At 65.8% G+C, this 16,135-nt stretch carries 19 protein-coding genes and 1 tRNA gene; 13 read left to right on the plus strand and 7 right to left on the minus strand.

Features of this window, described 5'->3' with window-relative positions; translation table 11 throughout:
- Nucleotides 1-204: 204 nt before the first annotated feature.
- Nucleotides 205-2,601 (plus strand): phenylalanine--tRNA ligase subunit beta, encoded by a 2,397-nt coding sequence (gene pheT / locus BM397_RS10750; RefSeq protein WP_092423764.1) that lies wholly within the window; start codon nt 205-207, stop codon nt 2,599-2,601.
- Nucleotides 2,602-2,786: 185 nt separating this feature from the next.
- Here pheT and BM397_RS10755 read toward each other — a convergent pair whose 3' ends face one another.
- The 4 genes from BM397_RS10755 to BM397_RS10770 all read right to left on the minus strand — a co-directional run bounded on the left by BM397_RS10755 (nt 2,787) and on the right by BM397_RS10770 (nt 6,295).
- Nucleotides 2,787-3,251 carry a hypothetical protein gene (locus tag BM397_RS10755; RefSeq protein ID WP_092423766.1) on the minus strand — a complete coding sequence of 155 codons (465 nt, stop codon included), beginning with the start codon at nt 3,249-3,251 and terminating at the stop codon, nt 2,787-2,789.
- A 532-nt stretch (nt 3,252-3,783) separates the two neighbouring features.
- Nucleotides 3,784-4,044 carry an EF-hand domain-containing protein gene (locus BM397_RS10760; protein WP_092423768.1) on the minus strand — a complete coding sequence of 87 codons (261 nt, stop codon included), beginning with the start codon at nt 4,042-4,044 and terminating at the stop codon, nt 3,784-3,786.
- A gap of 62 nt (nt 4,045-4,106) precedes the next feature.
- Complete coding sequence (locus BM397_RS10765) at nt 4,107-4,448, minus strand: carboxymuconolactone decarboxylase family protein (protein WP_092423770.1); 342 nt, start codon at nt 4,446-4,448, stop codon at nt 4,107-4,109.
- A gap of 158 nt (nt 4,449-4,606) precedes the next feature.
- Nucleotides 4,607-6,295 carry an acyl-CoA dehydrogenase family protein gene (locus BM397_RS10770; protein ID WP_092423772.1) on the minus strand — a complete coding sequence of 563 codons (1,689 nt, stop codon included), beginning with the start codon at nt 6,293-6,295 and terminating at the stop codon, nt 4,607-4,609.
- A 147-nt stretch (nt 6,296-6,442) separates the two neighbouring features.
- On the opposite strand from BM397_RS10770, the gene BM397_RS10775 reads away from it, so the two are divergent.
- Nucleotides 6,443-7,213, plus strand: a complete 771-nt coding sequence (locus BM397_RS10775) for a sulfite exporter TauE/SafE family protein (protein WP_092423774.1) — start codon at nt 6,443-6,445, stop codon at nt 7,211-7,213.
- 28 nt (nt 7,214-7,241) lie between these two features.
- Here the strand turns inward: BM397_RS10775 and BM397_RS10780 are convergent, their stop codons facing one another.
- Both BM397_RS10780 and BM397_RS10785 read right to left on the minus strand, forming a co-directional pair.
- Nucleotides 7,242-7,667, minus strand: a complete 426-nt coding sequence (locus BM397_RS10780) for a PPC domain-containing DNA-binding protein (protein ID WP_092423776.1) — start codon at nt 7,665-7,667, stop codon at nt 7,242-7,244.
- 65 nt (nt 7,668-7,732) lie between these two features.
- The gene (locus BM397_RS10785; RefSeq protein ID WP_092423778.1) at nt 7,733-8,374 is read right to left on the minus strand and encodes an alpha/beta hydrolase; all 642 of its coding nucleotides are present in this window, start codon (nt 8,372-8,374) and stop codon (nt 7,733-7,735) included.
- Nucleotides 8,375-8,563: 189 nt separating this feature from the next.
- On the opposite strand from BM397_RS10785, the gene BM397_RS10790 reads away from it, so the two are divergent.
- The 10 genes from BM397_RS10790 to BM397_RS29290 all read left to right on the plus strand — a co-directional run bounded on the left by BM397_RS10790 (nt 8,564) and on the right by BM397_RS29290 (nt 14,694).
- On the plus strand, nt 8,564-8,755 hold the full coding sequence (locus BM397_RS10790; RefSeq protein ID WP_092423780.1) for a hypothetical protein: 192 nt from the start codon (nt 8,564-8,566) through the stop codon (nt 8,753-8,755).
- A 112-nt stretch (nt 8,756-8,867) separates the two neighbouring features.
- Nucleotides 8,868-8,943, plus strand: a tRNA-Trp gene (locus tag BM397_RS10795).
- A gap of 266 nt (nt 8,944-9,209) precedes the next feature.
- Nucleotides 9,210-10,010 (plus strand): hypothetical protein, encoded by an 801-nt coding sequence (locus tag BM397_RS29695; protein WP_092423782.1) that lies wholly within the window; start codon nt 9,210-9,212, stop codon nt 10,008-10,010.
- 217 nt (nt 10,011-10,227) lie between these two features.
- Nucleotides 10,228-11,061 carry a UDP-2,3-diacylglucosamine diphosphatase gene (locus BM397_RS10805; RefSeq protein WP_092423784.1) on the plus strand — a complete coding sequence of 278 codons (834 nt, stop codon included), beginning with the start codon at nt 10,228-10,230 and terminating at the stop codon, nt 11,059-11,061.
- A complete protein-coding gene (locus tag BM397_RS10810) occupies nt 11,061-12,194 on the plus strand; it encodes a ceramide glucosyltransferase (protein ID WP_092423786.1) in 1,134 nt (377 codons plus the stop codon). The genes BM397_RS10805 and BM397_RS10810 overlap by 1 nt, the downstream gene beginning before the upstream one ends.
- 4 nt (nt 12,195-12,198) lie before the next feature.
- Complete coding sequence (locus BM397_RS10815) at nt 12,199-12,795, plus strand: DedA family protein (RefSeq protein WP_092423788.1); 597 nt, start codon at nt 12,199-12,201, stop codon at nt 12,793-12,795.
- Complete coding sequence (locus tag BM397_RS10820) at nt 12,792-13,493, plus strand: glycosyltransferase family 2 protein (protein ID WP_092423790.1); 702 nt, start codon at nt 12,792-12,794, stop codon at nt 13,491-13,493. The genes BM397_RS10815 and BM397_RS10820 overlap by 4 nt, the downstream gene beginning before the upstream one ends.
- Before the next feature lie 47 nt (nt 13,494-13,540).
- On the plus strand, nt 13,541-14,146 hold the full coding sequence (locus tag BM397_RS10825; protein WP_092423792.1) for a CDP-alcohol phosphatidyltransferase family protein: 606 nt from the start codon (nt 13,541-13,543) through the stop codon (nt 14,144-14,146).
- A gap of 107 nt (nt 14,147-14,253) precedes the next feature.
- On the plus strand, nt 14,254-14,457 hold the full coding sequence (locus BM397_RS10830) for a YgaP family membrane protein (protein ID WP_092423795.1): 204 nt from the start codon (nt 14,254-14,256) through the stop codon (nt 14,455-14,457).
- Between the two features lie 78 nt (nt 14,458-14,535).
- Complete coding sequence (locus tag BM397_RS29290) at nt 14,536-14,694, plus strand: hypothetical protein (protein ID WP_176806595.1); 159 nt, start codon at nt 14,536-14,538, stop codon at nt 14,692-14,694.
- Between the two features lie 139 nt (nt 14,695-14,833).
- Here BM397_RS29290 and BM397_RS10835 read toward each other — a convergent pair whose 3' ends face one another.
- Entirely contained in the window at nt 14,834-15,040 is a 207-nt protein-coding gene (locus tag BM397_RS10835; RefSeq protein WP_066104551.1) for a cold-shock protein, read from the minus strand.
- 404 nt (nt 15,041-15,444) lie between these two features.
- Between BM397_RS10835 and BM397_RS10840 the strand changes: the two genes are divergently transcribed.
- Nucleotides 15,445-15,921 (plus strand): DUF2938 domain-containing protein, encoded by a 477-nt coding sequence (locus tag BM397_RS10840; protein WP_092423797.1) that lies wholly within the window; start codon nt 15,445-15,447, stop codon nt 15,919-15,921.
- Nucleotides 15,922-16,135: the final 214 nt, after the last annotated feature.

Consider the following 16,135-nt stretch of genomic DNA (forward strand, 5'->3'; position numbering starts at 1 on the left):
CGGCCCGGCGAGCAGGCTGCCGCCGGGCCTTTCAATGCTTCTTCTCTTTCCAAATACGTCGGGGTGAATTGGCCGCAGGCCAAGAGGGGCAGCGCCCCTGCTTTCCCTGGCCCTGGGACGTCGCTCCCGCAGGCCAACCCCCTTTCCCCTCCCGCCTCATTCCGCTAAGGACCGGACCCAAGCGAAACCAAGCCGGGCCGAGAGATGAAATTCACGCTTTCCTGGTTGAAAGACCACCTCGACACCTCCGCCACGGTGGAGGAAATCACCGAGGCACTGACCGATCTGGGGCTGGAAGTCGAAGGGGTCGAGAACCCCGCCGACCGCCTGTCGGCCTTTACCATCGGCAAGGTGCTCAAGGCCGAGAAACACCCCGACGCGGACAAGCTGCGCGTCTGCACGGTGATGACCGATGAAGGCGAGAGCCAGATCATCTGCGGCGCGCCCAACGCGCGCGAGGGGATCACCGTCGTCGTGGCCAAGCCCGGCACCTATGTGCCCGGCATCGACACCACCATCCAGGTCGGCAAGATCCGCGGCATCGAAAGCTTCGGCATGATGTGCTCCGAGCGCGAGATGGAGCTGTCCGAGGAACATGACGGCATCATCGAGCTGCCTTCCGGCGAAGTCGGCGAGACCTTCGTCGACTGGCTGGCGGCGAACGATCCGGCCAAGGTCGATCCGGTGATCGAGATCGCCATCACCCCGAACCGCCCCGACGCGCTTGGTGTGCATGGCATCGCCCGCGACCTCGCGGCGCGCGGCCTCGGTACGCTGAAGCCGCTGCCCGAAGTCACCGTGCCCGGCGGTTTCGCCTCGCCGATCAACGTCACCATCGACGAAGACACGCTGGATGACTGCCCGGTGTTCTACGGCCGCGTCATCCGCGGCGTGAAGAACGGCCCCTCGCCGCAATGGCTGCAGGACCGGCTCAAGGCCATCGGCCTGCGCCCGATCAGCTTCCTCGTCGACGTGACCAACTACTTCACCTTCGACCGCAACCGCCCGCTGCACGTCTTCGACGCGGGCAAGGTGTCGGGCGACCTGCGCGTGCACCGCGCCAAGGGTGGCGAGACCATCGAGGCGCTGGACGAGCGCAGCTACACGCTCGAGCCGGGCATGGTGGTGATTTCGGCCGGTGACACCGTCGAAAGCCTCGGCGGCGTGATGGGCGGCGAGCCCACCGGGGTCTCGGACGAGACCGTCGACGTCTTCCTCGAGGCGGCCTATTTCCAGACCGTCCGCACCGCCTACACGGGCCGCGCGCTGAAGATCAATTCCGACGCCCGCTACCGGTTCGAGCGCGGCATCGACCCGGCCTCGGCAGCGCCGGGCATCGAGGCAGCCACCAAGATGATCCTCGAGATCGCCGGCGGCGAGGCCTCGGAAGTCATCGTCGCGGGTGCCACCCCAGACGTCAGCCGTGCCTACAAGCTCGACACCGACCGGGTGATCAGCCTCGTTGGCATGGAAATCCCCGCAGATCAGCAGCGCACCACGCTGACCGCGCTCGGCTTCACCTTCGACGGTGACATGGCCAATGTGCCGAGCTGGCGCCCCGACGTGATGGGCGAGGCGGATCTGGTGGAAGAGGTGGCCCGTGTCGCCTCTCTCACCAAGCTGCAGGGCCAGCCGATGCGCCGCGCCCAGCCGGGCGTGCCGAAGCCGATCCTCTCGCCGATGCAGAAGCGCGAGCAGGTCGCCCGCCGCACCACGGCGGAGCTCGGCTACAACGAGTGCGTGACCTACAGCTTCATCGATCAGGCCTCGGCCGAGATCTTCGGTGGCGGCACGGATGCGACCATGCTGGCCAACCCGATCAGCTCCGAGATGAGCCACATGCGCCCCTCGCTGCTTCCGGGCCTGCTGCAGGCGGCAGCGCGCAACCAGGCGCGCGGCTTTGCCGATATGGCTCTGTTTGAATGCGGTCCGGCCTTCGCCGGCGGTGAGCCGGGCGAGCAGGCAACGCAGGTTTCGGGCATCCTCGTCGGCCGCACCGGCCCCAAGGATGTGCATGGTGCCTCGCGCCCGGTCGATGTCTTCGACGCCAAGGCCGATGCCGAGGCGATCCTTGCGGCCATGGGCGCACCCGCCAAGATGCAGATCCTGCGCGGCGCCGAGGAATGGTGGCACCCGGGCCGTCACGGCAAGCTCTGCCTTGGCCCGAAGAAGGTGCTCGGCGTCTTCGGCGAGCTGCACCCCAAGGTGCTGCAGGCGATGGACGTAAAGGGCCCGGTCGTGGCCTTCACCCTCTATCCGCAGGAAATCCCGCTGCCGCGCAACGCGGGCGGCGCGCGCCCGGCGCTGAAGCTGAACGACCTGCAGGCCGTCGAGCGTGACTTCGCCTTCGTGGTGAACGCCGATGTGGCGGCGCTGGACCTGGTCAACGCCGCGGCCGGTGCCGACAAGGCGCTGATCGAGGAAGTCCGCGTTTTCGACGAGTTCATCGGGGGCAGCCTCGGCGAGGGCAAGAAGTCGCTCGCCATCACCGTGCGCCTGCAGCCGAGCGACGCGACGCTGAAGGAAAAGGACATCGAGGCCGTAGCGGCGAAGATCGTCGCCAAGGTCGAGAAGGCCACCGGCGGCACGCTGCGCGGCTGATCCCCCTTCCTGAGAATGAAAAAGGCCCCGGCGGAGCGCTCTGGCTCATTCCGGGATCTGGGACATGAAGGCTGGGAAACAAGTTGTTTCCCAGCCTTCAACATTTAGAAGCTCGGTCTCGGACGTCCGTCCTCGCGAAGCGCGTATGAACATCCCCACAAGGACCGTCCGAGCCCGAAGATTTCTCAATCGACGTTTCGAGCCAACTTTTTGACAGAGTCGATGTGATCGATTCTTTCCAAGAAAGAACGAGCGCGTATGCGCGGGTCTCCGAAATACTGATCCGGGCCAAGCATTTTTCGAGCGTTCAAGGCTCGCGTATCGAGTAGGTTGAAATCGACGTCTTCAATCCTGCAATACCAACCCGGGTCAGACACTCGTGCCCATCCTGATGTGTGATGAAGGAGTAGCTTGTTTCGAAGTGAGTAGCCGTGGAAATCGAATGCAATTTCTCCATCGGTTACGAAAATGTGGTTTCCTGCAAAGCCGTCTCCTGGAATGATCCTTTCGGCATGAAATCCCTTGAGGGGCGCAATCTCCAAGTAGGTGCCTGCGAGGATGTGGCAGGCACCATGCCCGAAGAATATCCGGTCGGGAAGCTCCCATCTCCGCTGTGGATTCTGCTTGATGCCTGGTTTCAGTCTATACATGAGATGAAGATAGATCCTTCCTGACAGGATGAAAGGTGATACCGCTGAACCAAAGGTCTTCCTGGAATCGCCTTTCGGTAGCGGGAGCCACGATGTTCCTACCTGCCCTCAAACTTCCTCCAAAGCGGGGTGCCTTGGTAAAGCCATGGTCTGTAGAGAACTCGCCTGGGGTCTGGCGCTTTTCGCGGTCGGCCGCCTGGCTTCTCCGGGTCTGCGCCAAGGCGCATGGCAGGGGTCAGCATCACTGGAATGTGTTGCGCCGGGACAAATGTCCCGCGATGCGTCTAACCGGCGCCGAATTTTCCTTGTATAAAATCAGAAGGCTACCGAGGATTTCCTCGGTAGCCGTTGCATTTGTGTCCCAAAAGCCGGAATGAGCCAGGAGCGCTCCGCCGGGGCCTTTTTCTTTGCGGATGCCGGGTCGCGCCTCAGCCTCGCCAGAACCGCCGGACCTCAATGCGCAGCACGCGCATCATGTCCCGCCAGCGTGAGCCGGTCCGCAAGGTGGCCGCCCCGGCACGCAGCGGCATGCTCAGTTCCCCGGGCGCTTCGGCGGGGTCAGCTCGTTTCCGCTCAGAACGCCGTCGCCGTTGCGGTCCATGCGGGTGAACATGGCGCGGGAGTTGGCGTCGAACTCTGCGCGGGTGACCTTGCCGTCACCATTGGCATCCATCTGCTTGATCATGTCGCCGGGGCCGCGGCCGGGACCATTTCCAGCGGTGCCCTGCGGCTGGGCCGCGAGCGCGGTGGCGGAGAGCAGGAGGGCGGTTGCTGCTGCGATGAGGGGCTTCATGAGGCGTCCTTTCTTGCCTGTGTCCCTCTGATACGCAGCCCGCGCGCGCCTCCGTCGCGGGATTAGCTCTCGGCGGTAAATTCGTCGTAGGCGGCGAGCGCCTTGGCAGCATACATCAGGCCCGGTCCGCCGCCCATCTGCACCGCCATGCCGCAGACATCGGCGATCTCCTCGCGGGTGGCGCCAAGGCGGACCAATGCGCTGACGTGGCTCAGGATGCAGGCGTCGCAGCGGATTGCGATGCCGATGCCGAGGGCCACGTATTCCTTTTCCTTATGGTCCAGCGCGGCCTCTGCCGAGGCGGCCTTTTCCATCTCGACGAAGCCGGCGAAGGTTTCGGGGATCGCCTTGCGAAGCTCGCGCAGTTCCTTGCGCTTGTCCGAGAGTTGTTCCTTGAACGACATATCGTTCTCCTTGAATGTAGCTGCGCCCTGATGACCACGCGGGCGGGGTCGCAGCCTTGATCCAGATCAGACAAGAGGAGGGTAGCGGGATTGCGCGCTCTGCAGAATGCAGAAGTCCCCGCAGGGCGGGGCCTTCGTGTGCCTTCGACGCCGGATGCTCAGCCGAGCAGACGTCGCGCAATCACCTGCGCTTGAATCTCGGCTGCACCCTCGAAGATGTTGAGGATACGTGCGTCACACAGGATCCGGCTGATCGTGTACTCCAGCGCGAAGCCGTTGCCGCCGTGGATCTGCAGCGCGTTGTCGGCATTGGCCCAGGCGACGCGCGCGCCGAGCAGCTTGGCCATCCCCGCCTCGAGGTCGCAGCGGATGCCCTCGTCCTTCTCGCGGGCCGAGAAATAGGTGAGCTGGCGGGCAATCATAATCTCCACCGCCATCATCGCCAGCTTGCCCGAAACGCGCGGGAAGGCGATCAGCGGCTTGCCGAACTGCTTGCGCTCCTGCGCGTAGCGCATGCCGACGTCGAGCGCCGATTGCGCCACGCCGATGGCGCGGGCGGCGGTCTGGATGCGGGCGCTCTCGAAGGTTTCCATCAGCTGTTTGAAGCCCTTGCCCTCTTCGCCGCCAAGCAGGTTTTCGCCCTTCACCTTGAAGCCGTCGAATCCGAGCTCGAACTCCTTCATGCCGCGATAGCCCAGCACCTCGATCTCGCCGCCGGTCATGCCGGGGGTGGGGAAGGGGGTCTCGTCATCGCCGGGGGTCTTCTCGGCGAGGAACATCGACAGGCCCTTGTAGGTGTCGCTGCCGGGATCGGTGCGGGCGAGCAGGGTCATCACATGGGCGCGGGCGGCATGGGTGATCCAGGTCTTGTTGCCGGTGATCACGTAGTCGCCATTCTCGTCCTTCACCGCGCGGGTGCGCAGGCTGCCGAGATCCGATCCGGTATTGGGCTCGGTGAAGACCGCCGTCGGGAGCTTCTCGCCGCTGGCGATCTGCGGCAGCCACTTGGCTTTCTGCTCTTCGGTGCCGCCCGCGATGATCAGCTCGGCGGCGATCTCCGAGCGGGTGCCGAGGGAGCCGACACCGATGTAGCCGCGCGACAGCTCCTCGGAGACCACGCACATCGAGGCTTTAGACAGGCCGAAGCCGCCGAATTCCTCCGGAATGGTCAGGCCGAAGACACCCATCTCCGCCAATTCCTCGATCACCTCCATCGGGATGTAATCGTCCTTCAGGTGCCACTCGTGGGCGAAGGGCTCGACCTTCTCGACAGCGTAGCGGCGGAATTGCTCGCGGATCATCTCGAGCTCGTCGTCGAGGCCGGTGCGGCCAACGGTGATCTCGGCGGCGCGCTCTTCCATCAGGGCGACGAGGCGGCTGCGGGCGGACTGGCTGTTGCCGCGGGTGGCGAGCGTGCCGGCGGCGCCTTCTTGCAGCGGGGCAACGGCCGAGGCCGGCAGGCCGAGGTCGGTCAGGCGCACCATCTCGCCCTGGTTCATCTGGATGCCGCCGGTGATCTGACTGAGGTACTCGCCAAAGGCGATCTGCAGCAGCAGCTGTTCGACCTCGCCAAAGGTGCCCTCCGCCGTCAGTCGCTCGGCCCAGCCGTGCATCTGGCGCAGCGACTCAGCGTAGGTGGCGAGCCATGCGAGGCCATGGGCGGCGAACTGGTGCTCCTCGATCAGCCTGCCCGAGACGCGGCCATCTTCCTCGACCATGGCGCGAACCGAGGCGCGGGCCGCTTCGAAGACCTGCTCCACCGGCGCAAGCGCCGCGCCGGTCAGCGCCAGGAGATCCCCCAGCACGATGCCGTTTTCCACCATCCCGCCCTGTCCGTCATGAGCCATGAATCATCTCCTCCTGCTGCCAGAGAGGGAGATAGCGATTTTGCAGTCGCAGCGCAACAAAAATACCCAAATGGCAGCTGTGTAGTTTGCAATATTACCCTAAAGATTGCGGCTGCCGGGTGGATCACCCCATGATATGAGCGCTTTATGGACGCACTCTTCACGCTCGTATCGCCCGCCACTTTGGCGCTCGCCTTCGCCGTTGCAGCACTGGCCGGTCTGGTCAAGGGCATGGTCGGTTTCGCCATGCCGATGATCATGATCTCGGGACTGGGCTCCGTGGTTTCGCCCGAGCTGGCGCTTGCCGGACTGATCCTGCCGACGGTGGCGACCAATGCGCTGCAGGCGTTCGGCGAGGGACCGCGGGCCGCCTGGGATACGGTGAAGCGCTTCAAGGTCCTGCTGGTCGTCGCCTTCATCATGCTGGTGCTCTCGGCGCAACTGGTGCGGGTGCTGCCCGTGCAGGTGCTGTTGGCGATGATTGGCGGGCCGGTTTTCGTCTTCTGTCTGATGCAGCTGGCGGGCTGGCGGCCGAACCTGCCGAACGGGGCGACCCCGCGGATCGAGGCGACGGTGGGCGCGATCGCAGGGTTCATCGGCGGGATGTCCGGGGTCTGGGGCCCGCCCTTCGTGGCCTACCTCACCGCGATCGGCACGGAGAAGCGCGACCAGATCCGGGTGCAGGGCGTCGCCTACGGGCTGGGAGCGATCTCGCTCGTCGCAGCGCATACGGTGTCGGGCGTGTTCAACGCACAGACCGCACCCTTCTCGGCGGCGCTACTGGTCCCGGCGATGGGCGGCATGTGGCTGGGCCGGCGAATCCACGACCGCATCGACCAAGCGATGTTCCGCAAGCTCACCCTGATCGTCCTGCTGGTGGCGGCGCTGAACCTCTTGCGGCGAGCCTTCTTCGGCTGACCGGAGCCTGTCCACCGCCCGGCGGCGCTTACTCGAAGACGAGCTCCGGATAGCCGGTGCGCGGGTCCACCTTTCGCCTGAAGTGGACCGGTGCGAGGCCGAGGATCACTTCGGCGGTTGTGCGCACGATGGAGCCTTCGAGAAGATGCCCGCCCAGCATCGAGCCCCGCGAGTCGGAAACTGCAATATGCAGGTGCGGACCGTGTTCGGAGAAGGTCCCCGAAAGCGACACGATTTCCAGCGTGACCTCGAGCGAGAGAGGTGCGTCGCGTCCCGCTGGCCGGAGGCTGACTTTCGTCAGGCTACCGACGCAGGCGACAACAAAGCCCGCATGCTCGCGCTCGTTTGAAAAGGCCTCTTGCAGTGCGGCGCGCAGGTCTTCTCCTGGCGCGAGCCGCAGGGCGAGATAGCGTGTGGCGGCGCCGGGCCATGTTGATTTCAATGCGGGCTCCATATGCGCAGCGTGCCATATTGCGGGCGAACTTTCTAAAGAATTCTCGCTATGCGTGCATTTCTCCGTCAGGCTCGGTGCAGTCCGAGCCATTCCGCTGTCACATTCAGGTCGGCCTGGCTAAGTCCGTGACCCGTCGGGAGCGCGCGGACATCGAGCGTCGCGCCGCTGCGCCTGAGCCAGTCGGTGAGCGCGGGGGCGTAGCGTCCGTAGGGGTCGGCCTGCCCGGACACCGTCAGCACGCGGGTGCCAGAGAGATCGACCCGCGGCGCCTCGTCGAGCACAAGCATCGGACGCAACAGTACCGCGCGGCCCAACAGGCCGGGGTGTAGGGCCATCAGCGCGGCGGCAAAGTTAGCGCCGTTGGAATATCCAAGCACCGTGAGGCGCGCCGGGTCGATGCCCTTTACACGCAGCAGCTCGGGCAGGAAGTCTGCGAAGGCGTCCGCCTCGCTACGGATGCTCTGCTGGTCGAAGCGTGCCATCTCGAGCCGGCGGAACCAGCGAATGACGCCCTCGTCGGTGGCACGGCCCCGGACGCCCAGCAGGCTGCTGCGCGGAGCAAGCGCCTGGCCGAGCGGGATCAGGTCGGTTTCATTGCCGCCGGTTCCGTGCAGCAGTAGCAGGGCGGATCCATCGGGCTGTTCCGGCTGGTGCAGAACGTGGTGAAAGAGGGGCGTCGGGTCGTTCTGTAGGTTGCGAGGCGGCATGGCGGGTCTCTCGGATGAGGGGCTGCGTGGTGTCTGGAGGCAGAGATAGGCAGGCCCGGCGCGGTCGTCCTCCTGCACCGGCGCGGGGGCGCTGTTCGCAGATGCAGAGCCGGAGCAGGGACGCTTCCGGGGGTGACCGGAGGGGCGGCGAGCTGCTAGGAGAGTTGAAATTCGAGGTAGGAGGCCTGCGTGTTCGATTTTTCCCACCCCTTCTTCCGTCCGCTTTGGCTGCGGGTGGCGATCACGCTGGTCTGCTTTGGCTGGGGCCTCATGGAGACGCAGATCGGCGCGCCGGGCTGGGCGGTGGTCTTCCTCGGTCTCGGGGCGATCTGCGGCTACAAGCTACTGCTGACCTACGAGCCGCCGAAAGACGGAAAGTGATGCAGTCGCGCCGCGTCCGGCAGAGGATTTCCGGGCATCGCGAGGGAAGCCGAAATTCCCGCGGTTCCCCTGTTGACCACGCCCTCAGAACCTTCTAGAGAGCGCCTTACACAGGGGTATAGCTCAGCTGGTAGAGCGACGGTCTCCAAAACCGTAGGTCGCGGGTTCGAACCCTGCTGCCCCTGCCAAGCACCTTTCGGAAGGTGCATCCACTCCCTAAATTCTCGACGACATCGGCGCATAGCGTGGCCTTTCGCGCCCTGCGTCCGGCCGGGGGCGCATGTCCCTCAGCACCCTGCAGCGCGGCGCTACGCTGTGCCTCGATTGTCCGGTTTCCGCTGGGGTAAGCCGATGCGCGGAAAAGTTGTTTCGTACTTTGGGTAAGATCGCCTAGAGTTTTCGTAAGTGTGATCCGACCCCCATTTTTTCCATGACATTCAATCGGAGCGATCCCATGACTTATTCCCCACGTGCTTCGGTGGCAGGTATCGCCGCGACGTTCCTCTGCTCTCCGGCGTTTGCCCAGGCACCCGGCGACGCGGCGGAGCTGCAGAAGCAGCTTTCCAACCCTGTCGCCTCGCTGATCTCGGTGCCCTTCCAGTTCAACTTTGACGACAACATGGGTCCGAAGGGCAAGGGCGAGCGCTGGACGATGAACATCCAGCCGGTGATTCCGTTCGACCTCGGCGGCGGATGGAACCTGATCTCGCGGACCATCGTGCCGGTCGTGTCGCAGTACAACCTGCCCTCGCCGGGAGAGGATGCCTGGGGGCTCGGCGACACCACCCAGAGCTTCTTCTTCTCGCCCAACCCTTCGCCGGGTGGGCTGATCTGGGGCGTTGGTCCGGCCTTCCTCTTTCCCACGGCCTCCGAGGATGACCTGGGTCTCGACACTTTTGCTGCCGGGGTCACCGGTGTCGTGCTGAAGCAGAACGGTCCATGGACGCTGGGTGTGCTGGCCAACCACCTCTGGGATTGGGACGGGCCGGTGGAGATCGACTCGACCTTCACCCAGCCGTTCCTCGCCTATGCCTACGACAACGGCTGGACCGCGACGTTGCAGGCGGAGTGGACGCATGACTGGGTGAATGACACCGACTCGGCGCCGATCGGCCTGCTGGCCTCGAAGCTCGGCCATATAGGTGGCACGCCGGTGAGCTGGCAGGGCGGGGTGCGCTATTACGCCGACTCCGCGCCGAACGGACCCGAGGGTTGGGGGGCACGCTTTGGCGTGACGCTGCTCTTCCCCAAGTGAGGGGGAACGCCGACCAAGCGCCAAGTCCCGCCCAGGCGGCCGGGCTCGGACGGTGAGCGGAGGGCGGCGCTGTTGGCAAGTCACGGCGCGGACAACAGGATTTTGGGGGTGACAGGGGAACCAACGGCGATATCTGCGCGTTTCTGCGCCGGAATCGTCACACTGACGATACATCGGTTCGCCATAAGGCGGGCGAACAGTGAAGGAACCTGCCCGGATGCCGACCTTTTCCGATGCCCGGAACGCCCGCACGCCATACCGCAGCCTGTTCATCTCCGATCTGCACCTGGGCGCGCGCGCTTGCCGGGCCGGTCCCATTCTCGACTTCCTGCGCGGTGTCGAGGCCGAGACAATCTACCTCGTAGGCGATATTTTTGATCTCTGGCATGGAGGCCGGTTGCACTGGGCGGCGGCGCATGACGCGATCATGGCAGAGCTGCGGAGCCGGGCGAAGGCGGGAACGCGAGTGGTCTACCTGCCGGGCAACCACGACGCCAGCATGCGCGCGCCCGGCGCGGCGATCGAAGGCTGGGAGCTGCGCGAGGCGGTGGTCCACAAGGCCGCGGACGGGCGGCGTTACCTCGTGCTGCACGGCGACCAATGCGACCCGCGCATCCTTCGCTGGCATTTCATGACCCGGCTGGGCAGCCGCGCCGACGCGCTGCTGCGCCAGCTTGACGGCTACCTGCGTCGCCGCGCGGGGCTGACCGAATGGGAACAGAGTTTCGTCGACCGGGTGCTTTCGGCGGCCAACAACCTCTTGGCCATGGGCGACGGTTTCGAGCGGAAGCTGACCAAATTGGCGGGGGCGGCAGGCGCCATGGGGGTGATCTGCGGCCATTCGCACAAGCCGGGGCTGCGCCAGCACAACGGACTCGTCTATGCCAATTGCGGCGACTGGGTCGATAGCCTGACTGCGCTGGCCGAGGATTTCGACGGCAAGATGCGTCTGCTCAGCTACGAGCGCGCGCCGGTGCCGGTTGCCGTGCCGCGTCCGGTGGTCCAGCAACGCCCCGCCGAGGACGGCGCACTGGCCGAAGGCGCGATGTGATGCTGCTCGTCTTTGCCCTGCTTGTCGTTGTTCCGCTGGCCATCCACCTGGCGAGCGCCGCGCTCGCAGGCTGGCGCTACCTGACACCCGGGCCGCAGCCCGAACCGCGCGACACGCCGTTCCTGTCACTGATCCGACCGGTCTGCGGCCTCGACGCCTTCGACGAGGAGACGCTGCGCTCGTCCTTCCGCCAGGCGTACCCTGCCTACGAGGTGATTTTCTGCGCTGCCCGCGAGGCGGATGCCGCAGTACCACTGGTGCGCCGCCTGATCGCCGAGCATCCGCAAGTGCACGCGCAGCTTCTCATCGGTGAGCAACGGCTGACCGGAAATCCCAAGCTCAACAACCTGTTCAAGGGCGTCGCCGCCGCGCAGAGCGATGGCCTGGTGATGACCGACAGCAACCTGCTGCTCGACCGCGACTACCTGACTCGGCTCGTGGCCACCTGGCGTGATGACACGGGCCTCGTCTCCGCGCCGCCGGCGGGCAGCCGTCCGGAGAACTTCTGGGGCGCGGTCGAATGCGCCTTCCTCAACAGCTCGCAGGGGCGTTGGCAGCTGGCGGCGGACAGCCTCGGGCTTGGCTTCGCGCAAGGCAAGACGCTGTTCTGGAAACGCGCGGTGCTCGAGGCCGGCGGCGGGCTGGAGGCGCTGGGGCGCAACCTTGCCGAGGATGTCGCCTCGACCAAGATGGTACGCGAGCAGGGACTGAAGGTGCGGCTGGCGCGACGGCTCTTCGCGCAGCCCATTGGCAGGCGGCGGGCGCGCGCGGTCTGGGACCGGCAGCTGCGCTGGTCGCGGGTGAGGCGCGACGGCTTTCCGGGGCTCTTCGTGGGCGAGATCGCCCAAGGGCCGCTGCTGCCGCTGGTCGGGCTGATTGGCCTGGTTTCGATTGGCGTGGCGGGCGTGTGGATGCTCCCGGTGCTGGGTCTGGTGTGGTATGGTGCGGAATGGGCGCTGTGCCGCGTGGCGGGATGGCCCGCCGGGGCGCGCGACCTCGCCGCCATGCTGGTGCGCGACCTCTTGCTCCCGGCGATCTGGGTGGCCACATGGGCAGGGCGCGGCATCTCCTGGCGCGGAACGGACATGGGCCCGGACAGCAGTGCAAAGACGGCTGCGGGGCCCGCGGAGTAGAACCTTGATCGGACTTGAAACCGTAACCGCCCTGATCGCCAAGGAAGGCCTGGCGATCCTTGCCCCCATCGCCATGCTCGAAGGGCCGATCGTCACGGTGATCGCCGCCTGGCTCGCGAGCCGGGGCCTGCTGGATATCTGGAGCGTCACGCTCGTGGTGATCGCCGCCGATATCGTCGGCGACATGCTCTACTACGCCATCGGGCGCTGGGGGCTGAACCGGCTGCCGCAGCGGTGGCTGATGAAGATGGGACTGAACCGGGCGCGGCTGGCCGCGCTCGCGGGGCATTTCCACCACAAGGGCGGGCGCACGCTGGTAATCGGCAAGATCACCCATAGCGCCGGGGCACCGATCCTTGTGGCCGCGGGACTGGCAAAGATGTCGGCCTGGCGTTTCTTCTGGGTCAACACGTTGGCCACCATCCCCAAGAGCCTCTTCTTCGTCGCGCTCGGCTATACGCTGGGCTCGGCCTACAGCCAGATCGACAACTGGATCGCCCGCGCCTCTCTGGTTCTGCTGGGTGGGCTGGTGCTCTTCGGCGCGGGCTGGCTGTTGCGGCGCGGCATGAAGACCGGCCTCAAGATGGGAGGCGAGCCATGACTGCCTGCACCCTCAGCTGCATCATTCCCGCCTATAACGAGGCTCCACGCATCGGGGCTGTGCTGGCGGCGGTGCTGGATCACCCGCTGATCGGCGAGGTGGTGGTGGTCGATGACGGCTCGTCCGACGGCACCGCCGAGGTGGCCGAGACCGAGGGGCGGGGGCACGCAAAGCTGCGCGTGCTGCGGCAGCCGCGGAACGGCGGCAAGACCCGGGCCGTGGCGCGCGGCATTGCCGAGGCGCGGGGCGCGCATGTGCTGCTGCTCGACAGCGATCTGATTGGGTTGGACGCGGAGCATCTGACGGCGCTGGCCGGGCCGGTGCTGGAGGGCACCGCGGATGCCGCCATGAGCCTGCGCCGCAACGCGCCCCTGCTCTGGCGGGTGATCGGCATTGACTACATCTCGGGTGAGCGGGTCATGCCCCGCTCCGTGCTGGCGGCGCAGATGGACGCGCTGCAGGCGCTGCCGCGCTTCGGGCTCGAGGTCTTCATGAACAGCCTCTGGATCGAGGCGGGACTGCGCGTCGCCGTGGTGCGCTGGCCCGAGGTCGAGAGCCCGTGGAAGCACGACAAGCGCGGCGGCTGGATCGCGGGGCTGCGCGCGGACCTCGCCATGATGGGCGACATCTTCCGCACAGTCCCCCCGAGCGAAACGCTGCGGCAGGTGCTGACGCTGCGGGCGCGGCGGGTCTCCTGAGCACAGCCGCTTGAACGCCGGGCGAAGCCGGTCCAAGACTTGCCGCCATGATCGACGCTTACCTCCTTCCGCTGCAGCGCCGCTTGCTGCATCCCGTCGCCCGCGCGCTGCATAGTCGGGGCATCAAGGCCGATTGGGTCACGCTGGCGGGCTTTATCTGCGGTCTCGCGGGGGCGGGGGCCGCGGCCTGCGGTGCTTTCGGGCTGGCGCTGGCCGGGCTGGCGGCGAACCGGCTGGCTGACGGGCTCGACGGCGAGATCGCCCGTAGGGCGGGGCCGACCGACCGCGGGGCCTTTCTCGACATCGCGCTCGATTTCCTGTTCTACGCGCTCTTCCCGCTCGGCTTTGCGCTCGCCGACCCGGGGTCCAATGCGCTGGCCGCCGCCGCGCTCATCGCCAGCTTCATCGGCACCGGATCGTCCTTCTTGGCCTTTTCGCTGATCGCCGAGAGACGCGGGATGGCGGCGGCAGACTACCCCAGCAAGGGCATCTACTACCTCGGCGGGCTGACCGAGGGAGCGGAGACCATCGCGCTCTTCGTTGCCATCTGCCTCTTTCCCTCGGCCTTCGTGCCGCTGGCCTGGGTCTTTGCGGCGGCCTGCGGGGTGACCACCGCGACGCGGCTTCTGGCAGGCTGGCGTTTGTTCCGCTGAGCTGCCCGTCTTTAACATTCTGAATATTGAATTTGAAGGCCTTCAGGCCTAGGTTGGTATCAGTGAGATGCCGCGGGGGCATCCGGAGGTCTGAAGGAGTGCAGGACATGACACTGGACCGTGCCGTAATGCTGTTTGCCGGGGCGATGGTGCTGCTGAGCGTGGCGCTGACCGTCTGGGTCTCGCCCTATTGGGTCTGGTTTACCGTCTTCATCGGGCTCAACCTGATGCAATCGGCGATCACCGGCTTCTGCCCGGCGGCAATTCTTTTCCGCAAGCTCGGGGTCAAGGCCGGCCACGCCTTCTCCTGAAGGGGGAACCCGATCGGGGGGCGAGGGGTTTTCAGGGCAAGCCCCGCACGGGGCGCCTGATCTGACCCGGAGGACCCCATGTCCCTTGCAAACATCATTCGCCGCGCGGCGTCGAGCTATGCCGCAAGCCAGACACGCCGCAACCGACCGATCCGTCATCGCCCGGTGAAGCGCAGCCACAGTCAGAAGCTTCGGCTGGCGCAGAGTGCATTGCGCGAGGTGCAGCGCGGCCTCTGATCTGGCGCGGCACAGGCAAAGCGAGACACTGCGGAATAAGACATCGGCGTGTCAACGAGACGCCAGCAAAGCAAAAGGGGCGGTCCCAATTGGGCCGCCCCTTCGCGTTGCGGGGGAGGTCCCCCGCGAAATCCGGTGCTCAGGCGAGCTGGATGTTCACGGCGCTTTCGCGGCCGTCACGGCCAGCTTGCAGCTCGTAGGTCACTTTCTGGTTGTCGGCGAGGCCGGTCAGGCCCGAACGCTCGACTGCAGAAATGTGGACGAAGACGTCCTTGGAGCCGCCATCGGGAGCGATGAAGCCATAACCCTTGGTGGTGTTGAACCACTTCACGGTACCAGTTGCCATGGGATAAACCCCTTCCTGTCTGTGTGCTGCCCACGGAACTGCGGCAGCCCGGCGTAGAAACGTCTGTATCGATAGACTGCGTGCCGGGTAGGAACTGGGTCGTCGAATAGAAGCCTAAGCGGGCACGACGCTGCCATGATCGAGCCCGAAATTCAAGGCGATTCGAGGGGCGGGGGCGGGTCTCCGCCACCGGTTCGGCAAGATAGTCGCTATTTGCATCAAGGGCTTGCCGAACGAAGTCCGAAGCGTTTCCGCCATTTGGGGGTGGCACGAAGCAAACCAGTCTTTCTGGAGCGTGTATAGCTCGGCCCGCGCTGTCGCAACTCCCGATGCCATGAATCGAAGCGGCCTTGTGGTCACATAGCTGTTAGGGCAACCCTGTCAGGCGAGCAGGGAGTTAGGTGATGCAGCAGGTACTTGTCGGAATTGCCATGGGTCTGGGCGGGACCGTTGCCATGGATCTCTGGGCGCTGCTTCTGCACCTGGTGCTCGGCTATCCGAAGCCGGCCTGGCGCAATCCCGGGCGTTGGGTGGTCCGCGTTCTGCAGGGCAAGGTCTTTCACGACGACATCGCCGCCACGCCTCCGGTTGCGAACGAGAGCGCCATCGGTTGGAGCTTTCACTACGCGGTGGGTGTCGCCTACGGGGTGATCTTCGTGCTGCTGGCGGGGCCGGGATGGCTGGAGGAGCCGCGTTTCCTGCCGCTCTGGCTCTTCGCGCTGGTCACCATCGCGGCGGGCTGGTTCCTGCTGCAGCCCGGCATGGGGCTGGGCTGGGCCCTGTCGAAAACGCCCACCCCCTGGAAGGGGCGGGCGTTGGGTCTGCTGGCCCACACGGTGTTCGGCCTTGGCATGTGGGCGGTGGCGCTGGTCGCCACCTGAGCGTCAGATCATCGCCCAGTCGGTGAAGCGGAACGCGGGTTCTGGCGCGGGTTCCGGTTGCTTGGACGCCGACTGGCGGGATTTCTGTGCTGACTGCGTGCTCATTTCGAACTCTTGAGGTCTATGCGTGTGTTGCACGGAAGGCCGGGCGCTTCGCCGCATCTCCCGCGACGGGGCACCTAATCCTCCGCCGCGGAAAACGAAAGACCCCGCG

It is taken from the genome of Alloyangia pacifica (assembly GCF_900116195.1).
Classification (GTDB): Bacteria; Pseudomonadota; Alphaproteobacteria; order Rhodobacterales; family Rhodobacteraceae; genus Salipiger; species Salipiger pacificus.

Bases quoted from the DNA above. Each gene is read 5' to 3' on its own strand.
- pheT (WP_092423764.1), top strand. From the start codon at position 205: ATGAAATTCACGCTTTCCTGGTTGAAAGACCACCTCGACACCTCCGCC.
- BM397_RS10755 (WP_092423766.1), bottom strand. From the start codon at position 3,251: ATGTATAGACTGAAACCAGGCATCAAGCAGAATCCACAGCGGAGATGG.
- BM397_RS10760 (WP_092423768.1), bottom strand. From the start codon at position 4,044: ATGAAGCCCCTCATCGCAGCAGCAACCGCCCTCCTGCTCTCCGCCACC.
- BM397_RS10765 (WP_092423770.1), bottom strand. From the start codon at position 4,448: ATGTCGTTCAAGGAACAACTCTCGGACAAGCGCAAGGAACTGCGCGAG.
- BM397_RS10770 (WP_092423772.1), bottom strand. From the start codon at position 6,295: ATGGCTCATGACGGACAGGGCGGGATGGTGGAAAACGGCATCGTGCTG.
- BM397_RS10775 (WP_092423774.1), top strand. From the start codon at position 6,443: ATGGACGCACTCTTCACGCTCGTATCGCCCGCCACTTTGGCGCTCGCC.
- BM397_RS10780 (WP_092423776.1), bottom strand. From the start codon at position 7,667: ATGGAGCCCGCATTGAAATCAACATGGCCCGGCGCCGCCACACGCTAT.
- BM397_RS10785 (WP_092423778.1), bottom strand. From the start codon at position 8,374: ATGCCGCCTCGCAACCTACAGAACGACCCGACGCCCCTCTTTCACCAC.
- BM397_RS29695 (WP_092423782.1), top strand. From the start codon at position 9,210: ATGACTTATTCCCCACGTGCTTCGGTGGCAGGTATCGCCGCGACGTTC.
- BM397_RS10805 (WP_092423784.1), top strand. From the start codon at position 10,228: ATGCCGACCTTTTCCGATGCCCGGAACGCCCGCACGCCATACCGCAGC.
- BM397_RS10810 (WP_092423786.1), top strand. From the start codon at position 11,061: ATGCTGCTCGTCTTTGCCCTGCTTGTCGTTGTTCCGCTGGCCATCCAC.
- BM397_RS10820 (WP_092423790.1), top strand. From the start codon at position 12,792: ATGACTGCCTGCACCCTCAGCTGCATCATTCCCGCCTATAACGAGGCT.
- BM397_RS10825 (WP_092423792.1), top strand. From the start codon at position 13,541: ATGATCGACGCTTACCTCCTTCCGCTGCAGCGCCGCTTGCTGCATCCC.
- BM397_RS10830 (WP_092423795.1), top strand. From the start codon at position 14,254: ATGACACTGGACCGTGCCGTAATGCTGTTTGCCGGGGCGATGGTGCTG.
- BM397_RS29290 (WP_176806595.1), top strand. From the start codon at position 14,536: ATGTCCCTTGCAAACATCATTCGCCGCGCGGCGTCGAGCTATGCCGCA.
- BM397_RS10835 (WP_066104551.1), bottom strand. From the start codon at position 15,040: ATGGCAACTGGTACCGTGAAGTGGTTCAACACCACCAAGGGTTATGGC.
- BM397_RS10840 (WP_092423797.1), top strand. From the start codon at position 15,445: ATGCAGCAGGTACTTGTCGGAATTGCCATGGGTCTGGGCGGGACCGTT.